The 24,245-nt window shown below is 64.6% G+C and carries 20 protein-coding genes; 11 read left to right on the top strand and 9 right to left on the bottom strand.

Annotated elements, in window-relative coordinates; all coding sequences use genetic code 11:
• Nucleotides 1-185 precede the first annotated feature (185 nt).
• On the bottom strand, nt 186-1,301 hold the full coding sequence (gene hppD / locus IVA88_RS04010) for a 4-hydroxyphenylpyruvate dioxygenase (RefSeq protein ID WP_247496001.1): 1,116 nt from the start codon (nt 1,299-1,301) through the stop codon (nt 186-188).
• Nucleotides 1,302-1,422: 121 nt separating this feature from the next.
• On the opposite strand from hppD, the gene IVA88_RS04005 reads away from it, so the two are divergent.
• Together IVA88_RS04005 and IVA88_RS04000 are read left to right on the top strand one after the other, a co-directional pair.
• Nucleotides 1,423-1,902, top strand: a complete 480-nt coding sequence (locus tag IVA88_RS04005) for an Lrp/AsnC family transcriptional regulator (RefSeq protein WP_247496000.1) — start codon at nt 1,423-1,425, stop codon at nt 1,900-1,902.
• Nucleotides 1,903-1,974: 72 nt separating this feature from the next.
• Nucleotides 1,975-2,286: a DUF1272 domain-containing protein gene (locus IVA88_RS04000; protein ID WP_247495999.1), complete on the top strand. Its 312-nt coding sequence runs from the start codon at nt 1,975-1,977 to the stop codon at nt 2,284-2,286.
• Between the two features lie 120 nt (nt 2,287-2,406).
• Here the strand turns inward: IVA88_RS04000 and fahA are convergent, their stop codons facing one another.
• The 5 genes from fahA to IVA88_RS03975 all read right to left on the bottom strand — a co-directional run bounded on the left by fahA (nt 2,407) and on the right by IVA88_RS03975 (nt 8,103).
• A complete protein-coding gene (gene fahA, locus IVA88_RS03995; protein ID WP_247495998.1) occupies nt 2,407-3,678 on the bottom strand; it encodes a fumarylacetoacetase in 1,272 nt (423 codons plus the stop codon).
• Nucleotides 3,679-3,855: 177 nt separating this feature from the next.
• Nucleotides 3,856-5,202: a homogentisate 1,2-dioxygenase gene (hmgA, locus tag IVA88_RS03990; RefSeq protein WP_247495997.1), complete on the bottom strand. Its 1,347-nt coding sequence runs from the start codon at nt 5,200-5,202 to the stop codon at nt 3,856-3,858.
• Nucleotides 5,199-6,161: an MBL fold metallo-hydrolase gene (locus tag IVA88_RS03985; protein WP_247495996.1), complete on the bottom strand. Its 963-nt coding sequence runs from the start codon at nt 6,159-6,161 to the stop codon at nt 5,199-5,201. The genes hmgA and IVA88_RS03985 overlap by 4 nt, the downstream gene beginning before the upstream one ends.
• Before the next feature lie 23 nt (nt 6,162-6,184).
• Nucleotides 6,185-6,406: a DUF2783 domain-containing protein gene (locus IVA88_RS03980; protein ID WP_247495995.1), complete on the bottom strand. Its 222-nt coding sequence runs from the start codon at nt 6,404-6,406 to the stop codon at nt 6,185-6,187.
• 8 nt (nt 6,407-6,414) lie between these two features.
• Nucleotides 6,415-8,103 carry an FAD-dependent oxidoreductase gene (locus IVA88_RS03975; protein WP_247495994.1) on the bottom strand — a complete coding sequence of 563 codons (1,689 nt, stop codon included), beginning with the start codon at nt 8,101-8,103 and terminating at the stop codon, nt 6,415-6,417.
• A gap of 110 nt (nt 8,104-8,213) precedes the next feature.
• Here IVA88_RS03975 and IVA88_RS03970 point away from each other — a divergent pair, with 110 nt between their 5' ends.
• On the top strand, nt 8,214-8,756 hold the full coding sequence (locus tag IVA88_RS03970) for a MarR family transcriptional regulator (RefSeq protein ID WP_247495993.1): 543 nt from the start codon (nt 8,214-8,216) through the stop codon (nt 8,754-8,756).
• On the opposite strand, the gene IVA88_RS03965 is transcribed toward IVA88_RS03970, so the two are convergent.
• Nucleotides 8,757-9,563, bottom strand: a complete 807-nt coding sequence (locus IVA88_RS03965) for an N-acyl homoserine lactonase family protein (protein ID WP_247495992.1) — start codon at nt 9,561-9,563, stop codon at nt 8,757-8,759. It lies immediately after the preceding gene.
• Between the two features lie 372 nt (nt 9,564-9,935).
• Here IVA88_RS03965 and IVA88_RS03960 point away from each other — a divergent pair, with 372 nt between their 5' ends.
• From IVA88_RS03960 to IVA88_RS03935, 6 genes are all read left to right on the top strand, one after another.
• The gene (locus IVA88_RS03960) at nt 9,936-11,426 is read left to right on the top strand and encodes a caspase family protein (protein WP_247495991.1); all 1,491 of its coding nucleotides are present in this window, start codon (nt 9,936-9,938) and stop codon (nt 11,424-11,426) included.
• Nucleotides 11,427-11,569: 143 nt separating this feature from the next.
• Nucleotides 11,570-12,241 carry an OmpA family protein gene (locus IVA88_RS03955; protein WP_247495990.1) on the top strand — a complete coding sequence of 224 codons (672 nt, stop codon included), beginning with the start codon at nt 11,570-11,572 and terminating at the stop codon, nt 12,239-12,241.
• A gap of 158 nt (nt 12,242-12,399) precedes the next feature.
• Nucleotides 12,400-13,329 carry an efflux RND transporter periplasmic adaptor subunit gene (locus IVA88_RS03950; protein WP_247495989.1) on the top strand — a complete coding sequence of 310 codons (930 nt, stop codon included), beginning with the start codon at nt 12,400-12,402 and terminating at the stop codon, nt 13,327-13,329.
• Complete coding sequence (locus tag IVA88_RS03945; protein WP_247495988.1) at nt 13,329-16,475, top strand: efflux RND transporter permease subunit; 3,147 nt, start codon at nt 13,329-13,331, stop codon at nt 16,473-16,475. The genes IVA88_RS03950 and IVA88_RS03945 overlap by 1 nt, the downstream gene beginning before the upstream one ends.
• A 64-nt stretch (nt 16,476-16,539) precedes the next feature.
• Nucleotides 16,540-16,779 (top strand): DUF433 domain-containing protein, encoded by a 240-nt coding sequence (locus IVA88_RS03940; RefSeq protein WP_247495987.1) that lies wholly within the window; start codon nt 16,540-16,542, stop codon nt 16,777-16,779.
• Nucleotides 16,776-17,141 (top strand): DUF5615 family PIN-like protein, encoded by a 366-nt coding sequence (locus tag IVA88_RS03935; RefSeq protein ID WP_247495986.1) that lies wholly within the window; start codon nt 16,776-16,778, stop codon nt 17,139-17,141. Before IVA88_RS03940 ends, IVA88_RS03935 begins: the two co-directional genes overlap by 4 nt.
• A gap of 4 nt (nt 17,142-17,145) precedes the next feature.
• Here the strand turns inward: IVA88_RS03935 and IVA88_RS03930 are convergent, their stop codons facing one another.
• Nucleotides 17,146-17,820, bottom strand: coding sequence for a Crp/Fnr family transcriptional regulator (locus IVA88_RS03930; RefSeq protein ID WP_247495985.1), 675 nt, complete (start codon nt 17,818-17,820; stop codon nt 17,146-17,148).
• 222 nt (nt 17,821-18,042) lie between these two features.
• Between IVA88_RS03930 and IVA88_RS03925 the strand changes: the two genes are divergently transcribed.
• Complete coding sequence (locus IVA88_RS03925; RefSeq protein ID WP_247495984.1) at nt 18,043-20,139, top strand: AsmA family protein; 2,097 nt, start codon at nt 18,043-18,045, stop codon at nt 20,137-20,139.
• Nucleotides 20,140-20,401: 262 nt separating this feature from the next.
• A complete protein-coding gene (locus IVA88_RS03920) occupies nt 20,402-22,849 on the top strand; it encodes an adenylate/guanylate cyclase domain-containing protein (RefSeq protein WP_247495983.1) in 2,448 nt (815 codons plus the stop codon).
• A gap of 94 nt (nt 22,850-22,943) precedes the next feature.
• On the opposite strand, the gene IVA88_RS03915 is transcribed toward IVA88_RS03920, so the two are convergent.
• The gene (locus IVA88_RS03915; protein ID WP_247495982.1) at nt 22,944-24,224 is read right to left on the bottom strand and encodes a Spy/CpxP family protein refolding chaperone; all 1,281 of its coding nucleotides are present in this window, start codon (nt 24,222-24,224) and stop codon (nt 22,944-22,946) included.
• Nucleotides 24,225-24,245 lie beyond the last annotated feature (21 nt).

The raw sequence follows: 24,245 nt of genomic DNA, 5'->3' as shown, positions 1-24,245 counted from the left end.
CCAGCGGCCTGTCGCGGGGTGCAAACCGCGGCAGGCCATTCCTCACGGAACGAGTCGAGAATAAACCATCGCGCTATTACAAGGGTGGGCAAAGGCGCGTAGCGCCGTGCCCACCATCTCTCCGCGAATTTGGAAGCAGTGGGCACGCTTCGCTTTGCCCACCCTACCGATCTGAACGCAGCGACCTACGCCGCATCCACCTTCAACACCCCGCGCCGGATCTGGTCCTCCTCGATCGATTCGAACAGCGCCTTGAAATTGCCTTCGCCAAAACCGTCGTCGCCCTTGCGCTGGATGAACTCGAAGAAGATCGGGCCGATCGCATTGGCCGAGAAGATCTGCAGCAGCACCTTGGTCTGGCCGCCTTCGACAACACCCTCGCCGTCGATCAGGATTCCGTTCTTCCGCAAGCGCGCAATGTCCTCGCCATGCTTGGGCAACCGCGCGTCGATCCGCTCGAAATAGGTCTCGGGCGGCGCCGGCATGAAGGGGAGACCAACTTCGCGCAATCCTTCGATGGTGCTGTAGATGTCGCGGCAACCGCAGGCGATGTGCTGAATGCCCTCGCCGCGATAGATATTGAGATATTCCTCGATCTGGCCGGAATCGCCTGCGTCCTCGTTGATCGGAATCCGGATCTTGCCGTCGGGGCTCGTCAGCGCCCGCGAGAACAGGCCGGATGCTCGGCCCTCGATGTCGAAGAAGCGGATCTGGCGGAAGTTGAAGAGCTTTTCGTAGAAGCCGGTCCACACGTCCATGCGGCCGCGATGGACGTTGTGGGTGAGGTGATCGAGATAGAACAGGCCGGCGCCGGCGGGACGTGGGTCGCGCGCACCCAGCCATTCGAACTCGCTGTCATAGGCCGAGCCCTTGGCGCCGTAGCGATCGACGAAGTAGAGCAGGCTGCCGCCGATGCCCTTGATCGCGGGGACGTCGAGCGTCTTTTGCGCCGAGGACACATCGGCAGGCTCGGCGCCGAGGGAAATCGCGCGGTCATAGGCCATCTTCGCATCGACGACGCGAAACGCCATCGACGGGGCACAGGGGCCGTGCGCGGCGACGAAATCGTGACCGTGGGTGCCGGGGTCGTCGTTGACGAGGTAGTTGATGTCGCCCTGGCGATAGACCGTGATCTTCTTCGTTCTATGGCGCGCGACGGGCGCATAGCCCATCAGCTTGAACAGGGCGTGCAGTTGTTCCGGATCGGGATGCGCATATTCGACGAACTCGAACCCGTCGGTGCCCATCGGATTGTCGGCGCTGATCGTGGCCGGCGGTGCATCGTGCGGAAACGGACCCATGGTGCTCTCCCAAATTGCTGCTGCCATGAACTATCCTTCACGGCGCCTGCAATGAGCGTGCAAATGGGACGCCATTTAGATAAGTTGTGCACGATCCGTGCATAAAACTGGAAGATGGCGCATGACTTCGGTGGATGCTTTCGACCTCAAGATCCTGGGCGCGCTCCAGGACGACGGCCGTCTCACCAACCAGGAACTGGCCGATCTCGCCGGACTCTCGGCCTCGCAATGCTCGCGCCGGCGGATGCGGCTGGAGGAGGAGAAGGTGATATCGGGCTACCACGCCGATCTTTCCAGCGAGGCGCTGGGATTCGGCGTGGTCGCCTTCATCCAGGTGACGCTGGCGACCCACTCACCGGATAACTCGAAACGCTTCCGTACGCTGGTTAATCGAATCGACGAGATCCAGGAGGCCTACTCGCTCACCGGCGACGCCGACTATGTGCTGAAAGCCGTGCTGCGTGATCTCAAAGGTCTCTCCAATCTCGTCAACGACGTGCTGATGCCGCACCAGAGCGTGGCGCATGTACGCTCTTCGATCGTGCTCGACAGGCTGAAGGAAAGCACGCGTCTGCCGCTGAAAGAAATCAAGCCCGGCTGAAATCGAGGGAACTACGTCATTCGCGCTAGCTACGCGATCTGCGATCATCGGGACCAATCCGGAGATTCTGCCATGGCCCTCCAGCTTCGACCGAACTGCGAATATTGCGACCGCGACCTGCCGCCCGATGCAACGGATGCGCGGATCTGCTCCTACGAATGCACGTTCTGTGCGGAGTGCGTGGAAACGAAGCTGTTCAACGTCTGCCCGAATTGCGGCGGCGGGTTTGCGCCGCGCCCGATCAGGCCCGCGCAGGAATGGCGGCCGGGCGTGTGCACGACCAAGCAGGTCCCGTCAGACAAGCGGGTGCATTTGAAGTACAGCCCGGAGGAGGTCGCGGCGCATTGCGCGCGGATCAAGGATGTGGCGCCGGAGAGACGCTGAGCTGCCTCAGCACCGTCATTGCGAGCGTAGCGAAGCAATCCAGACTGCCTCCGCGGAAACACTCTGGATTGCTTCGTCGCTTCGGTTCTCGCAATGACGAGGTGGTGGCGGCAGCGCGCCCTACTCCGCCGCCAGAATCGTCCCCTCGACCTCGCCAAAGCCCACACGATAGCCCTCGCCCTGGCACCAGCCGCGCATGACCAGGCTGTCGCCGTCTTCCAGGAACGACCGTTTGATGCCGCCGGGCAATTCGAGCGGCTCGGTGCCGTTCCAGCTGATCTCCAGCAGGCTGCCGCGCTGGTTCTTCTCCGGGCCGGAGATGGTGCCGCTGCCGAGGAGATCGCCGACATTCATGGCGCAGCCGGAGGAGGCGTGGTGCATCAGCTGCTGCACCGACGACCAGTACATGTACTTGAAATTGGTGCGGCTGATGCCGGCGGGCGCGTTGGCTCCGGCGGCGCGCAAGGAGACGTCGAGCTCGATATCGTAGTTCTGCGGCTTGCCCTGCGTGAGGTAATCGAGCGGCACCGGCTCCTGCTCCGGCCCCTTCAGGCGAAACGGCTCCAGCGCCTCACGCGTCACCACCCAGGGGCTGATCGAGGTCGCGAACGCTTTTGCCAGGAACGGGCCGAGCGGCACATATTCCCATTGCTGAATGTCGCGCGCGCTCCAGTCGTTGAGCAGCACGAAGCCGAAGATCATCTCCTCGGCTTGTTGCTCCCCAAGCATGCCGCCCATCGGCGAGGGCTGGCCGACCACGACGCCCATCTCCAGCTCGAAATCGAGCCGCTTGCACGGCGCGAAGCTCGGCAAGTCGACATTCGGCGGCTTCAGCTGCCCGCGCGGGCGCTTCACCTTGGTGCCGGACACCACGACGGTGGAAGCACGGCCGTTATAGCCGATCGGCATGTGCAGCCAGTTCGGCTGCAGCGCATTGTCCTTGCCGCGGAACATGACGCCGACATTGGTGGCGTGCTCTTTGGACGAATAGAAATCGGTGTAGCCGGAGACCGCAAACGGCAGATGCAGTTTCGCATCGCGCATCGGCACCAAGGCCTGCTTGCGCAGCTCCTCATTGTCGCGCAGCTCGGGATGATCGGTGCGCAAGAGCTCGCTGATCCGCGCCCGCGTCTTCGCCCAGACCTTTGGCCCCAGCGCCATGAACGAACTGAGCGACGGCGAGGAGAACACGCCAAGCGGCTCGATATCGAGGCGCGAATCCTGCTCGAGCTCCCAGAGATCGAGCACGTAATTGCCGATTGCGACGCCGACGCGCGGTGCCGGATTGTCCGCGGTCGAGAACACCCCGTAGGGCAGGTTCTGGATCGGGAAGTCGGAGGCGACATCGACGTCGATGAAGGAGCGGAGGCTGGGATCGTTGGGATGGGACACGTTTAACTCGGTCCTTTCTTCCTTCTCCCCCTGTGGGAGAAGGTGGCGCGAAGCGCCGGATGAGGGGTTCTATCCGCGAATGAAGTGAGAGAGGTCCGCTCGCGGAGACAGACCCCTCACCCGTCTCGCCGCTACGCCGCGAGCCACCCTCTCCCACAAGGGGAGAGGGCAAGAAAACTACGGCCGGTTCGGATCGAACCGCTTCTCCAAACCCTTCCAGCAATCCGCGTAATCCTCCTGCAACGTCGCAGAATTCGCGGCGTGCGCGGTGACGCGCTGCGCGTAGCGCGTCTCGAACATGAAGGCCATAGTGCCGGTCAGCTTCACCGGCTTCAGCTCGCCGTTGCTGGCGTGCTCGAAGGCATCGCGATCGGGGCCGTGCGGCAACATGCAATTGTGCAGCGAGATGCCGCCCGGAACGAAACCTTGCGGCTTGGCATCGTAGACGCCGTAGATCAGGCCCATGAACTCGCTCATGATGTTCATGTGATACCAGGGCGGGCGGAAGGTGTTGTCCGCGACCATCCAACGCTCGGGGAAGATCACGAAATCGATATTCGCCGTGCCCGCGGTCTCCGACGGTGAGGTCAGCACGGTGAAGATCGAGGGATCGGGATGATCGAAGCCGATCGCGCCGACCGGCGAAAAGGTGCGCAGATCATATTTGTACGGCGCATAATTGCCGTGCCAGGCGACGACGTCGATCGGCGAATGCGGCAGCGTGGTCTTGAACAACGATCCGCCCCATTTCACGTAAAGTTCGGTCGGCGTGTCCTTGTCCTCGTAGTGAGCGACCGGCGTGAGAAAATCCCGCGCATTGGCGAGGCAGTTGGCCCCGATCGGTCCGCGCTCCGGCAGCGTGAAGGCGCCGCCGTAGTTTTCGCAGAGATAGCCGCGCGCCGGTCCGCTCGGAATCTCGACGCGGAATTTGACGCCGCGCGGGATCACCACGATCTCGCCGGGCTCGGCATCGATGCGGCCGAACTCGGTGACGATGCGAAGATTGCCCTGCTGCAGCACGAACATCAGCTCGCCGTCAGCATTGTAGAAGTGCTGGTCCACCATCGACTTGGTGATGAGATAGACATGGGCGGCCATGCCGGCCTGGGTGTTGACGTCACCGGCGGTGGTCATGGTCTGCACGCCCTGAAGGAAAGTCATGTCCTCCTTCGGGATCGGTGCCGGATCCCAGCGCAATTGCGCGATCGGCAGATCGTGTTCATGGCACGGCGCCGAACGCCACAGGCCGTCGTCGGCCTTCTCGAACCGACCCGAATGTTTCACCGACGGGCGAATGCGATAAAGCCATGAGCGCTCATTGCTGCCGCGCGGCGCCGTGAAGGGAGAGCCGGAAAGCTGTTCTGCATAGAGGCCGTAGGCACAGCGTTGCGGCGAGTTGCGCCCGATCGGCAGCGCGCCCGGCAGCGCCTCGGTCTCAAAGCTGTTGCCGAACCCGGACATATAGCCCGGCGTGACCTGAGCGGAGCTTCGAATGATCTGATCGGGCGAGGTATTGATGTTCATGATGATCCTCCTCCTTGCAGGGCGGCCCACATCTCCTGGTCGCGCTTGTCAGTCCAGATCACGGGGTCGTCGATTCCCGACGCCTCGTCATAGGCGCGCGACACGTTGAACGGCAGGCAGTGCTCGTAGATGGCGAAGCTTGAAAATTTCGGATCCATGACCTCGCGCGTCGCGGCCATCGATTCCTTCAGCGTGCGGCCCTTGGCGACCGAGATTTCGGCGGCGCCATAAAGCGAGGTGACGAAGTCGCGCGTCATCGCGATGGCTTCGCGCACGGTGGCGACACCGTTGAGCGCATCGCCGCGGCCCGGCGCGATCGCCTTGGGATTGAAATTGCGGATCTCGTTCAGCGTCATCGGCCATTCGCGCAAATGTGCATCGCCGCAATAGCAGGCCGAGTGGTATTCGATCAGGTCACCGGAGAACATCACCTCGGCATCGGGCACCCAGGCGACGATGTCGCCGGAGGTGTGGCCGGCACCGAGCTGCATCAGCCGCACCTCGCGCTTGCCGAGATAGATCGACATTTCCCCTTCGAAGGTCAGCGTCGGCCAGGTCAGGCCGGGAATGCTCTGGGCGTCCTGGAACAGGCGCGGGAAGCGGCCATACTCGGAATCCCAATCCTGCTGGCCGCGCTCCTCGATCAGACGATAGGTCTCCTGCGAGGCGACGATGCCCTGCGCCTTGTACGCGGAGGCACCGAGCACGCGTACCGCGTGATAATGCGACAGCACGACATATTTGATCGGCTTGTCGGTGACGGTACGGACGCGCTCGATCACCTTGTTGGCCATCGCCGGCGTCGACTGGGCGTCGAACACCAGGCAGCCGTCGTCGCCGACGATGATCGCGGTGTTTGGATCGCCCTCCGCGGTGAAGGCGTAGAGATCGGTGCCAATCTCGGAGAAGGTGATCTTCTTCTCGGAGAGATCGCCGGTGGATGCGAAGTTCTTCGCCATCAGTTCATCCTCAAGTCACAGGGTTATTGTTGTTGCTGTTGCTGCTGGCCGTCGATCATGCTCCGCTTGGCGAGGAGGATCGCTTCCCGCAGCACGTCGATGTCGCCGATATGGTTGGCGAGGATCAGCACCAGCGCCGCGTCGAAATCGGCGCTTTGCTCGTCGGTGAAACCACGATGCGCCTCGACGATGGCGCGAAAGGCATCGTCGGGCCGCGCGAAGTTGGAGCTGGTTGAGAGCGGCATGCGAATCCTCAATTCAGGCCTTGGGCATTGAAGCCTTGCTCACTGAAGCCTTGCTCACTGGAGCCTTGCTCACTGAAGCCTTGGGCCCGCGACAGCGCTGCCGCGATCGCCTCGCGCGTCGGATGGCGAAAGCGCGCCGCAACGTAGCCATCGGGCCTGAGCAGATAGGCTGAACCAGGCCCGGTGCCATAGCGCTTGGCGACAAGGCCTGAGGGATCGGCAAGGCCGTCCTCGCCGCCGATGCGGATATCCTTCACGCCTTCGGACGCATCGATTGCCGCGCCATTGCTGAACGACAGCAAGGTAAAATCCGTTCCACCCTTGCGGAATTCATCGGTCAAATAGGCTTGCTCGCCCGCGCGCGTCGCAACGGGGGCGTCGAGCATCGAACATCCGGGGAGTGGTCCACCGGGCCACGCATCCGCATCGGGCGACGACAGCGGCGAGTCGTAGCTGCATGGCACCGAGAGCCGTCCGCCATTGACCATGCGCTTGCCGAACTCCGTTTCCTTGGCGAGCGACAGCACTGCCTTGCGCAGCCGCGCTTCCTGATGCGAGTTCGGTGCCATGAAATCCGTCGAGCGGGTGGATTCGCGAATGTTCTCGTCGGCAGCCAGACTGCGCTCGACATGATAGCTCTCGAGCAGGCTCGCGGGTGAGGCGCCGCGCAGCACGCGGTCGAGCTTCCAGGACAGGTTTTCGGCGTCCTCGAGTCCTGAATTGGCGCCGCGCGCGCCGAACGGCGAGACCTGGTGCGCGGAATCTCCCGCGAAGATCACGCGGCCATGGACGAAGCGGTCCATCCGGCGGCACTGGAACTTGTAGAGCGAGATCCACTCGAACTCGAATTTGTCGTGGCCGAGCATGCGCGCAATCCGCGGCCGCACGTTCTCGGGCTTCTTCTCGACGACGGGATCGGCATAGCGATTGAGCTGGAGGTCGATGCGCCAGACATTGTCGGGCTGCCGGTGCAACAGCGCCGAACGTCCCGCATGAAACGGCGGATCGAACCAGAACCAGCGCTCGGTCGGAAATTCCGCGGTCATCTTGACGTCGGCTATCAGGAACTGGTCCTCGAACACCTGACCTGCGAAGTCGGCACCCACCATCTGCCGCAGCGAGGAGCGCGCGCCGTCGCAGGCGACAACATATTGCGCATGCAGCCGATAGGCGCCCTCCGGCGTCTCGATCGTCAGCGCAACCGAATCATTGCGGCTCTCCAGCGCCGTCACCTTGTTGCGCCAGCGCAGGTCGATTGCCGGTAGATCCTGCACGCGATCGGCCAGGTAGGCCTCGGCGTAATATTGCTGAAGATTGATGAAGGCCGGACGCTTGTGACCGTCTTCCGGCAGCAGGTTGAACTGGTAGAGCTGGGACTCGCCATGAAAAATGCGGCCGACGCTCCAGACCACGCCCTTGTCGACCATGCGGTCGCCTACGCCGAGCCGGTCCCAATATTCCAGCGAACGTTTCGAGAAGCAGATCGCGCGGGAGCCCTCTCCGATGCGGTCGGCGTCATCCAGAAGGACTACGCGCTGACCGCGCTGGGCAAGGTCGATCGCCAGCGATAGGCCGACCGGGCCCGCGCCGACGACCACCACGGGATGCTCGGCCGCGCTCTGGCCGGGACGATCCTGATCGGGGTTGCGGCGATAGCCGAACTGGATTTTGGCCTGATGCGTATTGGCCTTCGCCATGCGCTAACCTCGGCTCTGGTCAGGAGAGGCCTGATCTGCTAGATAGTCTCACATGCAACTATTTTGGACCGGAGCCGGCCGGCCGTCAACTGGAATTCGGAGCGCTCTCCTTGGCGAGGACATCCAGCGACATCGCGCTGAAGACACACGCAGCCGATGAGGCTTCACCGCGGCCAAAAACACGGCTCGACCTGTTCAAGTTCGTGCCATTCCGCCTCAACCGGCTCGCGGCGGAAGTCAGCGCCGCGCTTTCGGTCGAATATCAGGAACGTCACGGCCTCGACATTCCGGCCTGGCGCGTGATCGCGACGCTCGGGTTCCGCAACGATGCCTGCAGCGCGCAGTACGTCGCGCAATGCACCCGCACCCACAAATCCACCATCAGCCGCGCGGTGACCATGCTGCTGCAGCAAGGGCTGATCGAGCGCCTCGAGAACGAAGCCGATCGCCGCGAATTCCGCCTGCGACTGACAAGGAAAGGCCGCACGCTCTACGAGGAGCTGTTTCCGCAATTGCTGCGGCGGGAGGACGAGATCCTCGCCTGCCTCTCCGCGCAGGAGCGCAAGCAGCTATCGACGCTGCTCGGCAAGATCGAACAGAGCCTCGACCTGATCCAGACCAGCGAAGAGGCCGACGCCAAGCAGGCGTATTGATCACTTCGCAAAGGATCGCGACGGCGGCAAATGCAGCGCCCAGACATCGACCTTGTCGCTGGCGCGCGGATAGATCTCGGTCACGATCGGATCGTGGCCCGGAATGAACCGGTCAGGATGGCCGGCGAGACGCTCGATCGTCTCCCACCCAACCGCCATGTCGCCGACATTGTAGACGATCGGAAACGGGCTCCGGCGCTGGAGATTGGCGTAATAATGCGCGGCGTCGGAGGCCAGCACCACCGGTCCGCGGGCGGTCTCGACCCTTACCACCTGCAAGCCGTCCGAATGGCCGCCGACGCGGTGCACGGTGACGCCGGCCGCGACCTCGCCCTCGCCGGAATAGAAATTGACGCGCTCGCCGTAGACATGGCGGACCATCTGCGTGACGTGCTCGACCGAGAATGGATGTCGCAGCAGTCCGTTGCACATGCAGCGCCCCGTCGCGTAAGCCATCTCGCGCTCCTGGAGATGGAAGCGCGCGTTCGGGAAGCGGTCGAGATTGCCGGCGTGGTCGTAATGCAGATGTGTGACGATGATGTCGCGAATGCTCGCTGCGGCGACACCAAAGCGCTCCAGCGCATCGACCGGATTGAGCGTCAGCTTGCGTGCCCGAAAGTCCGCCTCCTCGGCATTGAAACCGGTATCGACCAGGATGTCGCGGCCGTTGCCGCGGATCAGCCAGACGAAATAGTCGAGATCCTGCGCCGCGCTGTCATGCGGGTCGGGCGCGAGGAAGTTCATGGTGGGGGTGCGCGGCGACATCGTCGCATAGCGCAGTGCGTAGATTTCGTAGGCGTTTCCCATGGCTTTGATCTTGCTCTTTTCTGGGTGACCTTCAGGGGCGATCGATCGCACCAAGCCATTGTCCGCCACAAAGGTCAAACACCGGAGGTTGCGAGGGACGCCGGTCCACAATGTGAGCGCAATCACATTGTTGTCGCCATGACGGCCCTAACATCCAGCCGCAACGACAACCATAATTCATCGAGTGCAATCGTGAGCGCCGGTTTATTCCCTCCGCAACGTGCCCATACGTCGCGGTCAATTGTCGCGATAGCGCCGAATCTGCAAGCGGTTGACGCCCCCCTTCCCCGGTTTGATAATGCACATTGCGTAAGTTAAGGTCGCCGCGGCGCAAGCTGGAAACGGCGCCTTTTTGGCTGGATCGCGCTCATTATGAAAATTTGCTTCCTTTTCGTTCTGTCCTTGCTCGTGTCGCTCATCCCGACCGCTCCGTCGCTTGCGGCCGGCGATCGCTTTGCGCTGGTCATCGGCAATGCCAAATATCCAGACGCCGACACCCCGCTGAAGGAACCGCTCAACGACGCGCGCGACATCGCCGATGAGCTCAAGCGCGATGGCTTTTCCGTCGAGACCGGTGAGAATCTGACCGGCGACGGCATGCGCCGCGCCTTCGACAAGCTGTACGGCAAGATCAAGCCGGGGTCGGTGGCACTGGTGTTCTTCAGCGGCTTCGGCATCCAATCCGCGCGGCAGAGCTACCTGCTGCCGGTCGATGCGCAGATCTGGACCGAATCCGACGTGCGCCGCGACGGCATTAGCCTCGAAACCGTGCTCGGCGAGCTCAACACCCGCGGCGCCGGCGTCAAGATCGCGCTGGTCGACGCGTCCAGACGCAACCCGTTCGAGCGCCGGTTCCGCAGCTTCTCGGCCGGCCTCACCCCCGTCATCGCGCCGAACGGCACGCTGGTGATGTATTCGGCGGCGCTGGCCTCGGTGGTCTCGGACGCCGGCGGCGAGCACAGCCTGTTCGTCCAGGAACTCCTCAAGGAAATCCGCGTCCCCGACCTGATGGCCGAAGAGACGCTGAACCGCACCAAGATGGGCGTCACCCGCGCCTCCCGCGGCGAGCAGGTACCATGGATATCCTCGTCCCTGGCCGAGGATTTCTCGTTCATTCCGGGGGCCGGTGGGTCGCGTCCGACGCCGCCGCCGCCGTCCCCGCCTCCCGCTCCGCCGCCGGTCGTCGCCAACAACCCTCCGCCGCCGGCTCCGCCACCTGTGCTGCCGAAACCGGCTGACACGACGGCTGCGCCGTCACCGAAGCCTCAGGTCGACGCCGCCTTGCCGCCGGCACCACCACCAGTGAAACCGGCCGATCCCGTCACCGCTCCAAGCATGGACAGCGGGCCGAGTGCGGCCTCCCTGGCCGAGGATCCCACCATCAAGGGGCTGACCGCCAAGATCGCGGCCAATCCGGACGACGTGAACGCGCTTTACCGGCGCGGCCAGGTCTATGCCAGCAAGGGCGCCTACAATCTGGCCATCAAGGATTTTGACGAGACGCTCCGGATCAACCCGAAGGACGTCGAGGCTCTGAACAACCGCTGCTGGACCCGCACCGTGGTCGGCGACCTCCAGGGCGCGCTGAAGGATTGCAACGAGGCCCTGCGGCTGCGGCCGAACTTCGTCGACGCGCTCGACAGCCGGGGACTCGTCAATCTGAAATCGGGAGCGGCCAAGAACGCCATCGCCGATTTCGACGCGGCCCTGAGGATCAATCCGCGCCTGACCTCCTCGCTGTTCGGACGCGGCATCGCCAAGCAGCGCAACGGCTCGGCGCAGGAAGGTGCGCTCGACATCGCCAACGCCAAGGCAATGGATCCGAACATTGTTCAGGAATTCGCAAGCTACGGAGTGCGTTGATATTTCTTTGAATCGGGGCTGATGTGCCTCGAACCCGCGACGGCCCGGCGATGACTAATTGAACGGATGCCGCAGGTCGCCCGTCGGGGACCTATTGCAGGATTTTGGAACCGCGCGAGCTGGCTGCGCAGGAGGGACTGGCTATGAGATTGGCTGCAAAGGGACTTACCGCAATCCTGTCCATCATCACCGTCGGCGCCGCGCTGTCGCTGACGATCCCGCTCGCATTCGCCGGCGACGACGGCAACAGCAAGAACGTCACCGAGGACGAGATCGTCCGCGCGCTGGCGCCGCCGCCGAAAAAGCCGCTGACCCGCGGCCTCTCGGTCGCTCCGCAGGCCGATCCCGCACCCAATGCGGCGGAGACCAAGCTGATCCAGTCCGTGCGCGGCCGCTCGACGCGCTCGCTTTCGTCGACCGAGCGTGAGGAAATCGCGTCGGTGGCCAAGGACAAGCCGAACATCGATCTGGAAATCACGTTCGACTACAACTCAGCCAATATCAGCGCCAAATCGCTTGCCTCGGTACAGGCGCTCGGCCGCGCGCTGACCAGCCCCGACCTGAAAGGCTCGACTTTCGTGGTCGCCGGCCACACCGACGCCGCCGGCGGCGAGGGCTACAATCAGGACCTGTCGGAGCGCCGCGCGGATTCGATCAAGCGCTACCTGGTCGACAAATACAGCATCTCCGCGGCCGACCTCGTCACCGTCGGCTACGGCAAGAGCAAGCTGAAGGACCCGGCCCAGCCGATGGCGGAGATCAATCGTCGCGTGCAGGTCGTCAACATGGAAAACAAGACCACCGCATCGAAATGAGCACGACGTAATCCTTTGAAGTGACAAGTCGTGATGTGGTGTAAAGTCTCGCTTCCAGAACGCGTCCCGCAGTCTTGCGGGACGCTGCTTTATTTCAGGGAAACGCTCTCCATGGGCCGCGTGCGGATGGCCGTGAGCCAGGCCAGGACGATCCGGCGATGAATCTCTCCCATTATCTCAAGCCGGCCGGAACGGTGGTCTTCGTCGTCGCGCTCGGCGTCGGCTATTATCTGTTCGAGCACCGGCATCGCCCCGAAGCCAAGGAGACGCCGAGCGAGGCACTGGTCATCGTGACGAAGTCGACCAATGCCTGCTTCTCCGACCTGGTCCGGGTGACCGGCTTCTTCGTGCCGCGCCGCGAAGCCGTGGTCGTGGCCGACCAGGAGGGATCCAGGGTCACCGACCTCTTCGTCACCGAAGGTACCCTTGTCACCGACAATCAGGAGCTGGCACGCCTAACCGCCCCGCCCCAGATCCCGGGCCAGCCGCAGCGGCCCGGCCAGCAAGGTCCGGTCTCGCTGAAGGCCCCTGCGCCAGGGCTCGTCACCGAGGTCCGCACCATCGTCGGCGCGCCGGCCTCGCCGCAGGCCGGCCCGATGTTCCGCATCGCCGTCAACAACGAGATCGAGCTGGACGCGCAGGTCCCGGCGGTGCACATGCCCAAGCTCAGCTCCGGCGCGACCGTGCGCATCAGTCGCGACGACGCGCCCGATTTGATCGGGCGGGTCAGGCTGGTCGCGCCCGAAATTGATCGCGCCACCCAGCTTGGGCGCGTTCGCATCAGCGTCACCAACAATCCCTCGCTGAAAGTCGGCGTGTTCGCCCGCGCCTCGATCGACGCCAAGCGAAGCTGCGGCGTCGCGGTTCCCAAGACCGCGATCGACCATCTCACCGTGCAGGTCGTCAAGGCCAACATTGTCGAGACGCGCAAGGTACGGGTCGGGCTGTCGTCCGACAGCGCGACGGAAATCCTGGAAGGCCTCAACGTCGGCGAAATCGTCGTGGCCGACGCCGGCTCTTCGCTGCATGACGGCGACCAGATCAAGACCATGTTCGCCGATGAACTCGATCGCACGCGGGTACGCTGATGGCTCTCAATATCTCGGCATGGTCGATCCGCAATCCGCTGCCGTCGGTCGTTTTTTCCATCATCCTCCTGATCCTCGGCTGGGTGTCCTTCACCAAGCTCGCGGTGACGCGGCTGCCCTCGGCGGACATTCCCGTGATCTCGGTCGCGGTATCGCAGTTCGGCGCGGCACCCGCCGAGCTCGAATCCCAGGTCACCAAGACGGTTGAAGACGCCGTCTCCGGTGTCGAAGGCGTCAGGCACATCACCTCGCAGATCACCGACGGCCTCTCGGTAACGACCATCCAGTTCGCGCTGGAAACCAACACCGACCGCGCGCTCAACGACGTCAAGGACGCGGTGACGCGCGTGCGCTCCAACCTGCCGCAAAACGTCACCGAACCCCTGATCCAGCGCGTCGACGTCATCGGCCTGCCGATCGTCACCTACGCCGCGATCTCGCCCGGCAAGACGCCGGAACAGCTCTCATATTTCGTCGACGACGTGGTCAAGCGCGCACTGCAGGGCGTGCGCGGCGTCGCCCAGGTCGAGCGCATCGGCGGTGTCGAGCGCGAGATCCTGGTCTCGCTCGATCCCGACCGCCTGCAGTCGATGGGGCTGACTGCCGTCAATGTCAGCCAGAGCCTGCGCGGCACCAATGTCGACGTCGCCGGCGGCCGCGCCGAGATCGGCAAGAACGACCAGGCGATCCGCACCCTCGCCGGCGCCAAGACGCTGAGCGACCTCGCAGGCACCATGATTCCGCTGTTCGGCGGCGGCGAGGTCCGGCTCGACGATCTCGGCACCGTCACCGACACCATCGCGGACCGCCGCACCTTCGCCCGCTTCAACGGCGAGCCGATCGTCGCGCTTGGTATCAAGCGCTCCAAGGGTGCCAGCGACGTGAAGGTGGCCGAGGCCGTGCAGAAGCGCATCGACTCGCTCAAGGCCACCTATCCCGACGTCGACCTGAAGGTGATCGACACCTCGGTCGAGTATACCAACGGCAATTACCACGCGGCGATCTCGACCCTGTTCGAAGGCGCCATCCTCGCCGTCGTCATCGTGCTGTTGTTCCTGCGCGACCTGCGCGCCACCATCATCGCCGCGATCTCGCTGCCGTTGTCGATCTTCCCGGCGTTCTGGGCGATGGACCTGCTCGGCTTCTCGCTCAACCTCGTCAGCTTCCTCGCCATCACGCTGTCGACGGGTATTCTGGTCGACGACGCCATCGTCGAGATCGAGAACATCGTCAGGCACATGAACATGGGCAAATCGCCCTATCGTGCCGCCCTGGAGGCCGCCGACGAGATCGGCCTCGCGGTGATCGCGATCTCGCTGACGATCATCGCGATCTTCGCACCCGCCAGCTTCATGTCGGGCATCGCCGGACAGTTCTTCAAGCAGTTCGGCATCACCGTCTCGGTGCAGGTGTTCTTCTCGCTGCTCGCGGCGCGCTTCGTCACGCCGGTGCTCGCCGCCTACTTCCTCAAACATGGCAATCACCAAGAGCCGCCGCCCGGCCGCGTGCTGCGGTCCTATCACAGGCTCGTGGCCTGGTCGGTGAAGCACTATTTCATCACGGTGCTGGTCGGCTTCGGCGTGTTCGCCGCCTCGATCTGGAGCATTACGCTGCTGCCGCAGGGTTTTCTGCCGGCGCAGGACAGCTCGCGCTCACTGGTTGCCCTCGAGCTGCCGCCGGGCACCCAGCTCGCCTACACCGAAAAAGTCACCGAGGACATCGTCGCGCGGCTGCGCAAGCGGCCTGAGGTGAAGAGCATCTTCGTCGATGGCGGGCGCGTTCCACCGGGCACCCAGGAAGTCCGGCGCGCCGCTTTGATCATCAACTACACGCCCAAGGACAGCCGCGACATCACCCAGCGCGAGCTTGAATTCTCGATCAGCCAGGAGCTGGAGAACATTCCAGACATCCGCTTCTGGTTCCTCGACGAGAACGGCCTGCGCGCCATCTCGCTGGTTGTGACCGGCGCAGACGCCAACATCGTCAACAACGTCGCCAGCGAGCTCGCGACACAGATGAAGCGGATTCCGACCATCTCCAACGTGATCTCGGAAACCACGCTGGAGCGGCCCGAGCTGCGCGTCGAACCGCGCGCCGATCTCGCCGCACGGCTCGGCGTCTCGACCGAAAGCCTGTCGCAGACCATCCGGGTCGCCACCATCGGCGACGTCGGGCCGGCGCTCGCCAAGTTCGATGTCGGCGACCGTCTGGTGCCAATCCGCGTGCAGCTCGAGGACGCCGCGCGTGGCAATCTGAAGACGCTCCAGCAATTGCGCGTGCCGCTCGGCGAGCACGGCGAGAAGGGCGGCGTGCCGCTCTCCGTCATCGCCGACGTCAAGCTCGACCAAGGTCCGACCAGCATCAACCGTTACGATCGCGAGCGACAGGCGACTGTCGCGGCCGATCTCGTCGGCTCCGCCGCGCTCGGCGACGCCACCAAGAAGATCTACGACCTTCCGGTCATGAAGAGCCGGCCGAAGGGCGTGAAGGTCTCACCCTCCGGCGATGCCGAAAGCCTGAATGAACTGTCCGAAGGCTTTGCCACGGCGATCACGGCGGGCCTGATGATGGTGTACGCCGTGCTGGTGCTGCTGTTCGGCACTTTCCTGCAGCCGATCACCATTCTGTTCTCGCTGCCGCTCTCGATCGGCGGCGCAATCGCGGCCCTGCTGGTCACCGGCAAGCAGCTCACCACCCCGGTGTGGATCGGCATCCTGATGCTGATGGGCATCGTCACCAAGAACGCGATCATGCTGGTGGAATTCGCCATCGAGTCCATTCGCGCCGGCACACCGCGTGAAGAAGCCATGATCGACGCAGGCATGAAACGCGCACGCCCGATCGTGATGACCACCATCGCGATGGCGGCCGGCATGATGCCAAGCGCGCTTGCGGTCGGCGCGGGCGGCGAGTTCCGCTCGCCGATGGCGCTCGCGGTGATCGGCGGCCTGATCTTCTCGACCATCCTGTCGCTGGTGTTCGTGCCTGCGATGTTCATGGTGATGGACGATCTCGGCGCCCTGATCTGGCGCTTTGGCAAGCGGCTGGTCGTGCACAGCGAAGATGCGGACGACGCCCATCACGGCTCGGCGCCCGCAGAGGCAGCGCCGGTGCCCAAGGGCATCGTGCATCCCGCAGCGGAATAATTGCCGGCGATCAGGCCTTCGGCTCGATCTGGCGGATCTCGCCCGCACGCGCTATGTTGGGGGCATGACATTCGCACGCATCACGATTGATCCCGCGGTCTGCACCGGCAAGCCCTGTATCCGCGGACTGCGATTTCCGGTCGCCCGGCTGCTCGGCCTCCTGGCAGCCGGCGAAACCCGTGAATCCGTCCTAAAGGACTACCCTTACCTCGAACGCGAAGACATCGACGAAGCCTTGCGCTACGCGGCTTTTCTCGCCGAGGATGAAACCGTTGAGCTCAGGCCGACTGTGCCGGTGAAGTGAAATTTCTTGTCGACATGCCCCTCTCGCCGACCTTGTCGGGTTGGCTCACGGAATTGGGATATGACGCCGTCCACGCATCCGAGATCGGGCTTCACGCTGCCAGCGACGTTGAAATCATCGAGCGAGCCAAGCAGGAGGTCCGCACCATCGTCACCGCTGATCTCGATTACCCTCGGTTGATTGCGACAGCGGGCAACGATAGCCCAAGCCTCATTCTTTTTCGGAATGGTGACTGGACAGAAGCCGGTGTCCGATCTCGACTCGCCGTGGTTCTGTCCACCCTGACTGAAGACGAGATCCAGGGCAGCATCGTGACCATCGACCGGGATCGTGTCCGTCGGCGCAGGCTTCCGATCGGTTGAACCCCTACTCGTTCCGCGCGATCGCCGTCAGCTTAGTCATGTTCCGCAGCAGGATGCGGCCGCGCTGGAGATCGAGGATCGCTTCCTTGCGCCAGGCCTGAAGCTGACGGTTGACGCTCTCGCGGGCGGCGCCGACGAAGACGCCGAGTTGCTCCTGCGAGATGTGCACCTCCGAGCCGAAATCGGCGGCGAGCGCGCAGAGGCGCCGCGCGAGGCGAACCGGCAGCGGCTGGAGCATCGACTCTTCCATGCGCTCGCTCTGCCAGCGGATGCGCTGGCACAGCAGCGCGATGATCTTGATCCCGACCTTCGGCTCGCGTTCGAGGAAAGCGAGAAAGTCTTCGCGCCGCAGCACGAACAGCTCGCTGGCTTCACCCGCGGTCGCATCCGCGGTGCGGCTCTGGCCGTCCAGCACCGCAACCTCGCCGAACAGGTCGCCCGGCCCCATGAAGTTCAGTGTCAGCCGGCTGCCGTCGGAGGCGCCGGTCTCGATACGAACCTGGCCTCGGCGCACGCCGAACAGCGCGTCGCCCGCGTCGCCCTTCTGGAATAGCACCTCGCCGCTCCCCAGATGCTGGGTGTGGCAGAGATTCGCCAGCCGCTGGAGCTCGTCTGCGCCGAGATCGGCGAACATGGCATTCATCTTCAGGATGACCGCAAATTCGGCCTGCTTGCTCATTTCAATGTCCTTGTGAATTTCGTTGGCAAATCGCCTGGAACCATCAACATCAGGATCGCGTAAAACCGCGCCGGGGAAGTGTGTCATAAGTCACATAACTTTGCAGCACCCCTAGACTATTTTTACGCGCTTGGAGCCGCTTCCCGTCCCGGGATAAACTCAGGCGCAAAGGACGGTCATCTGCCGGATTCGACGCCGATTGTCCGTCGTTGGAAAGTCGACATGAGAGCAGTGAAATTCGCCGGCGCGGCGGCGGCCGCCGTCATCATCGTGATCGCACTCCTGCTGGTGATCGGGATCCCCTCCGGCTTCCTGAGCTCGACGATTGCCTCGCGAGTCGAGAGCGCGACCGGCTATCGCCTGTCGATCGACGGCACCACCAGGATCAGCCTGTGGCCGACGCTGAACGTGACGCTGAACGATCTCACGCTGGCCGACCCCAAGGACCGCAGCGGCATCACGCGCCTGACCGTCGACAGCGTGCAGGCCGACATGTCGCTCTCGAGCGTCTGGTCGGGCCGCCCGAAGATCAGCGAGCTCGTCATCACCCATCCCGTGCTCTATCAGCCGCTGCTGCGTGAGCGCCTGCCGAATGCCGGCGGCGCGTCGAAGCCAATCGCGCTCGACACGGATGGCGCCGCCATCGACCGCGTCAAGGTCACCGATGGCGAGATCGCATTCGCGCGCGCGCGGGATCGCGTCGAGAGCCGCATCAGCGCCATCAACGCCGATGCGACTGTCGGTCGCGACCGCAAGATCAACATCACCGGCACCGCACGGGTCGGCGAGCACCCGACCAAATTCGACATCAAGGCGACCACGCCGGCACCACCAGCCGACCGGCCGACCATTCCGGTGGATTTCGCCATCGACATGCCCGACGTGCTGAAGTCTCAGCTCGCAGGCCACGCCGAGTTGCGGCTGAGCGGCGATGTCGTGATGATCAACGGCGTAAACGGCACGCTCGGCGATGGCGCGTTCAACGGCTGGGCCTCGGTCGATATCGCGAGCAAGCCTCTGGTCAAGCTCGATCTCGACTTCCAGCGGCTCGCGATTCCGCTGGCGAAATCGCCGGAAGGCGCATCCGGGCAGCCCTGGAGCGACGCGCCGATCGACGTGTCCGGGCTCAACTATGTCGATGCGCAGATCAGGCTCTCCGCCCACGAGGCGGTGATCGGGGATGCGCGCCTTGCGCCTTTGGCGATCGATGCGAAGCTCGCCGGCGGCGTGCTGAAGGCCGGCACCGCCAATCTCGGCGCCTATGGCGGCCAGGTCTCGGGCGAGGTGATCCTGGATGCGACCAGCGGCGCGCCGAGCTTTGCCATGCATTCCGACCTCGCCGGCGTGCGCGCGCTGCCGCTGCTGCAGGGCCTTGCCGAATTCGACCGGATCGACGGCAAGCTGCAGGCCAAGCTCGCGCTGCGCAGCGCCGGCACCAGCCAGCGCGCGCTGATGGCGAACATGCAGGGCACGGCCTTCGTCAATTTCCAGGACGGCACCATTCGCGGCATCAACGTCGCACAGATGATCCGCTCGCTGACATCGGGCACGCTGTCCGGCTGGCAGGCAAACCAGGACAACAGCCGGGAGCAGAGCACGGATCTGTCGCAGCTCTCGGCGTCCTTCCGTATCGACAAGGGCCAGGCGGTGACCACCGATCTCAACTTGACCGGACCGCTGGTCCGCGTGACCGGCGCCGGCACGATCGCCCTCGACACCAAGATGCTGGGCTTTCGCGTCGAGCCGAAGCTGGTGATGACGACCGAAGGCCAGGGCCGGGCCGCCGAGCCGGTGGGCTTCGGCATCCCCGTGATGATCCAGGGCACCTGGGCGCAGCCGCGGATCTATCCTGACATGGCCGGCATGCTGGACAATCCGGACGCCGCCTATGCCAAGCTGCGCGAGATGGGCAAGGGGCTGTTCGGCGCCGATGGAGCCGGGCTCGGCAATATCCTGGGGAGCCTTGGGCTCGGAGGTACCCCCGCGCCGGGTGGCGGCACTGCGCCCGGTAACGCCAATCCGCAAACCCAGCAGCCCGGACAGAACAACCTGCTCGGCGGCCCCCTGGGCGAGGCGATCGGCAACCTGATCCAGCAGGGGCTTTCCAGTGGCGCGGGAAACGGGACTGGGACTGGGACTGGGACTGCCACTGGCACCGGCACTGCCACTGGCACCGCTCGCAGCCGTAGCCTTCCGGCACCACCATCCACACTGATGCCGCAAGCCTCGCCAGCGCCCCCCGCCCTGGAGGACCCGCCGGCGGCGCAACAGGACAGCCAGCCGATGAACGAGCTGATGCGGCAGCTCTTTAATCGATGATTGCAGGACCAAAGCGCGGGACTCCAAGCCCTCCGTTGCCAAGCCCATCCCCTTACATCGGCCGGCCCGGCCACGGCTTCCTCCAAACGGATGAGACTGCGGCAATTCACCATCCTTCCGCCTGCCTCCGAGTCCACGGCGGGTAACCACACCGGCCAGTCACGCGGCCCCGACCAGTCCCTTGGACCAAATTGTGCTAGAAGGCTCGCAGGGTCCGTACGGACCGTAGCGCCGGCGCCGATGGCGGCGCGAGAGGATCGGGATGGCAGGAGCGAACGACAAGACACGGTTTCTGCGCGAGGGCCTGTTCGCCAAATACGTCGTCTCCCTCGTCGGCCTCGTCGTGTTCGTGCTCGCCGTCAACGGCGCGATGGAGAGCTGGATCTCCTACCGCGCCACCAGGACCTCGCTGACCGACGGCCTCGAGGACAAGGCGCAGGCTGCCGCGCGGCGGATCGAGCAGTCGATCTCCGAGCTCGAGCGCCAGATCAGCTGGGTGACGCGGGCGAGCCAGGACACGCTCGAGAAGCGCCGCGCCGACTACGCCCAGCTGCTGCACCAGGTCGCTGTCGTCAACCAGTTGTTCCAGCTCAACGGCGACGGCCGCGAGGTGCTGCGCGTCTCGCGCCAGTCGACCACGACCGGCAGCAATGCCGACCTCTCCCGCGACATGCGCTTCACCGACACCGTCGCCCGCGGCGTCAGCTACGCGCCGGCATGGTTCTCCGACCGGAAGCCGATGATGTCGATCTCGGTGGCGCATTCCGGCTTCAACGCCGGCGTCACCGTGGCCGAGCTCGACCTCAGCTTTCTCTCCGAGTATCTCTCCGACGCCCAGGTCGGCAAGGCTGCCTTCGCCTATGTGGTCGATCCGCGCGGCCGCGTGCTGGCGACGTCCTCGAAAGGGCCCGAGGTCGGCAAGGACCTGTCGAAACTGCCGCAGGTTGCGGCCGCGGTTGCACCGGGCCACGAGCCCGACACCTCGGGCACAGACTTCAACGGCCATGCGGTGATGAGCGCCGCGAGCACCGTGCCGAAGCTCGGCTGGAGCGTGATGTTCGAGCAACCGACTACGCAGGCCTTGATGCCGATCCGTGACCAGCTGGTGCGCATCGCGCTGCTGATCGGCATGGGCCTGCTGGTCGCGATCCTCGCCGGCACGCTTCTGGCGCGCCGCATGATCATTCCGATCACGGCGCTGCGCGACGGCGCGCACAAGCTCGGCGAAGGCGATTTCAGCCATCGCATCGAGGTGCACACCGCCGACGAGTTGGAAGACCTCGCCGGCCAGTTCAACCGCATGGCCGGCCAGATCCAGGAGACCTATTCGGACCTGGAGACCAAGGTCGAGGAGCGCACCCGCGACCTCGCGCAGTCGATCAACGAGCTCAAGGTGCTGGAAGAGGTCGGCCGCGCGGTCGCCGCCTCGCTCGATCTCGACGCCGTGCTGCCGACGATCGCCGCGCGCGCGATCGAGATCACCCATGCCGACGCCGTGCTGATCTACGGCTACGACGCCGAGGCGCGCCGCTTCAATCTGGTCGAGGCGAACGGCATCGACAAATCCGCCGATGGCGCCCACGTCACCATCGACGAAGGCCAGAACATCCTGAGCGATGCGGCCGGGAGCGGCGAACCGATCGCGATTGCCGATCTCGACCAGGCCGCCGGGCAGCCGCTGCGCGACGTCGCGGTCGATGCCGGCTTCCATTCGGTGCTGGTGGTGCCGCTGGTGGACCAGCAGGGCACGCTCGGCTCGCTGGTGGTGCTGCGCCGCGCCAGCGGCGAGTTCGCCGCCAGCATCATCGGCCTGATGCGCACCTTCGCGAACCAGGCCGTGCTGGCGATGCGCAATGCGCGGCTGTTCACCGAGGTCGACCACAAGGGCCGCGAGCTCGCCGCCGCGCACGAAACCGTGCAGCAGCAGGCCGCAAAGCTCCAGGAGCAGACGGAGCAGCTGCGCAACTGGAACCGCTCACTGGAAGAGCGCGTCGAGAAACAGTTAGGCGAGATCGGCCGCATCAAGCGGCTCGAACGTTTCCTCGCGCCGCAAGTCGCGCAGCTGATCGCCTCATCCGATGGCCACGACGCCCTGCTCGACAGCCACCGCCGCGAAGTCACCGTCGTGTTCTGCGATCTGCGCGGCTTCACCTCGTTCACGGAGGCGACCGAGCCGGAAGAGGCGATGAACGTGCTGCGGGAATATCACGCCGCGCTCGGCGAGCTGATCCACCGCTATGAGGGCACGCTCGATCGCTTTGCCGGCGACGGCGTGATGATCCTGTTCAACGCTCCCATTCAATTCGCCGACCACACCAAGCGCGCGGTGAAGATGGCCGTCGAGATGCGCGACACCATCGGCAGGCTGACTGAGAAATGGAAGAACCGCGGCCACTCGCTCGGCTTCGGCGTCGGCGTCGCCATGGGCTACGCCACGCTCGGCCAGATCGGCTTCGAGCAGCGGCTGGAATATGCCGCGATCGGCAGCGTCACCAATCTCTCCTCGCGCCTGTGCGACGAAGCCAAGGCCGGCCAGGTCGTCGTCAGCCGCCGCGTCTACGGTATGGTCGAGCCCTGGGTCGAAGCCCGCCCGCTCGACGATCTCGTGCTCAAGGGCTTCAACCACCCCGTGCTCGCGATGGAGATCTTGTCGTGGCGCGAGGAAGTGGAGAACGTGGTGGATGCGGCTGCTGTGCGTAAGAGAGGGTAGCCAAAACAAAAAGTGCGAAAACAACCCCATGCACAGTAGCCGGGGGCTGCAAGATCAATGACTTACGCGGGTGCTGAAGCGCAGCCTTGAAAGATCACACCCCGCGCTTCGGCCCCGTCGCCTCGAACCCCGCCTTCTGCTCGTCGCTGAGATCCGCCTCGAAATCGTCGAGCGCGTCCGTGACGCCGTTCACCGCTTGCAGCATCGTCTCCAGCCGCGTCTTGACGGCGGTGAGGCGGGCCTGTGGTGTCGCCGCTGCGTCTGACGGGCAGGCGTTCAGCGTTTCCATCGTCCGCAGCGTGGTGTCCTGGAGCACCTCAAACCGGGCCCGGGCGGTGTCGTCGAGGCGAAGCGTGGTGGCGATGTCGGACGCGGGCCATTGCTGCTGGATGAGCTGCTCGTATTGGCGCTGCGCCTGCACATCATAGCGGGGATCGCTGTCCGCCTGGCAGTCCGACGCCGCCTGGGGATTCTTTTGCTGGATCGACGCGAGCGCGGCGCGACGCTCCCCGGCCAGGCCATCGAATTTTGCTTTCTGACCATCGTCGAGGAGATCGACGAATTTTGCCAGCGGCGGTGCGACGGCGTCCGTTGTCTTGATCATGGCCTCGAGGCGCTGGCGCATCAGGCCGAGGCGCTCCATGGCCGTCGCAGGGACCTGCGTTGGACACGCGGCGCGGATGGTGTCGCGCGCAGCGAGCCAGGCGGCCGCGAGCTCGTCGAGCGCTGCGCGCTGCAATTCATTCGGCTGCACGGCAGCGGCGATGCGATCGACCGGCAGGCCGCCGGTGTCGCTGGCATCGCAGACAGTCTCGGCGGTCGGGACCTTTCGTCCGCGCCTGCCTTGCGGCGCGGTGTAGGCGGCAAGCTCGGTGGCCGCATAGGGCGCGAAGATCGCGGCATAGATGTCGCCATAGCCGTAGAGCGAGAGGCTGGTCGTATCGCCGAGAATGATTGCGGTGGTGAGATCGTCATGCGCGAACGGCCAGAACACCGGACCGACCCAGCCGTAACTGCCGTCGGGGTGGCGCCACCAGCCCTGCGGACGGCGGCCGCCACGCCAGCCCGATAGTGCTGCTTGCGCCGTCATCGCCGCACGGAGGACGTAAGGATTGGCAGGCTGGTCGCGCTCGGCGCCGCGCGGCACCTGACGAGGATCTTGCGACCTCAGCGCTGCGGAGCGGTACCGGCCACCGCGCACCGCCATGCGGGCATGGCGCAAGCGCGTCACGCCGATCATGTGGCCGACGGCAAAGCGCGCGACACCGAGCGGGCCGCCGCGCAAGCCGAACTGCGCCTCGGCGCGATTTGGCAACAGCACCGCCAGCATCATGAGGGTCGCGCCTGATAGCGCCAGCCCCAACCTGGGGCCCATGCGTGATCCCAACATGACCAC

Source organism: Bradyrhizobium sp. 149, assembly GCF_023073915.1.
In the GTDB taxonomy this organism is placed as follows: Bacteria; Pseudomonadota; Alphaproteobacteria; order Rhizobiales; family Xanthobacteraceae; genus Bradyrhizobium.
Note: the sequence above shows the minus strand (reverse complement) of the source record. Positions and strands in the feature narration are given on the sequence as shown.

Coding starts and splice junctions, on each gene's coding strand:
- hppD (WP_247496001.1), bottom strand. CDS start 1,301: ATGGGTCCGTTTCCGCACGATGCACCGCCGGCCACGATCAGCGCCGAC.
- IVA88_RS04005 (WP_247496000.1), top strand. CDS start 1,423: ATGACTTCGGTGGATGCTTTCGACCTCAAGATCCTGGGCGCGCTCCAG.
- IVA88_RS04000 (WP_247495999.1), top strand. CDS start 1,975: ATGGCCCTCCAGCTTCGACCGAACTGCGAATATTGCGACCGCGACCTG.
- hmgA (WP_247495997.1), bottom strand. CDS start 5,202: ATGAACATCAATACCTCGCCCGATCAGATCATTCGAAGCTCCGCTCAG.
- IVA88_RS03985 (WP_247495996.1), bottom strand. CDS start 6,161: ATGGCGAAGAACTTCGCATCCACCGGCGATCTCTCCGAGAAGAAGATC.
- IVA88_RS03980 (WP_247495995.1), bottom strand. CDS start 6,406: ATGCCGCTCTCAACCAGCTCCAACTTCGCGCGGCCCGACGATGCCTTT.
- IVA88_RS03975 (WP_247495994.1), bottom strand. CDS start 8,103: ATGGCGAAGGCCAATACGCATCAGGCCAAAATCCAGTTCGGCTATCGC.
- IVA88_RS03965 (WP_247495992.1), bottom strand. CDS start 9,563: ATGGGAAACGCCTACGAAATCTACGCACTGCGCTATGCGACGATGTCG.
- IVA88_RS03960 (WP_247495991.1), top strand. CDS start 9,936: ATGAAAATTTGCTTCCTTTTCGTTCTGTCCTTGCTCGTGTCGCTCATC.
- IVA88_RS03955 (WP_247495990.1), top strand. CDS start 11,570: ATGAGATTGGCTGCAAAGGGACTTACCGCAATCCTGTCCATCATCACC.
- IVA88_RS03950 (WP_247495989.1), top strand. CDS start 12,400: ATGAATCTCTCCCATTATCTCAAGCCGGCCGGAACGGTGGTCTTCGTC.
- IVA88_RS03945 (WP_247495988.1), top strand. CDS start 13,329: ATGGCTCTCAATATCTCGGCATGGTCGATCCGCAATCCGCTGCCGTCG.
- IVA88_RS03940 (WP_247495987.1), top strand. CDS start 16,540: ATGACATTCGCACGCATCACGATTGATCCCGCGGTCTGCACCGGCAAG.
- IVA88_RS03930 (WP_247495985.1), bottom strand. CDS start 17,820: ATGAGCAAGCAGGCCGAATTTGCGGTCATCCTGAAGATGAATGCCATG.
- IVA88_RS03925 (WP_247495984.1), top strand. CDS start 18,043: ATGAGAGCAGTGAAATTCGCCGGCGCGGCGGCGGCCGCCGTCATCATC.
- IVA88_RS03920 (WP_247495983.1), top strand. CDS start 20,402: ATGGCAGGAGCGAACGACAAGACACGGTTTCTGCGCGAGGGCCTGTTC.
- IVA88_RS03915 (WP_247495982.1), bottom strand. CDS start 24,224: ATGGGCCCCAGGTTGGGGCTGGCGCTATCAGGCGCGACCCTCATGATG.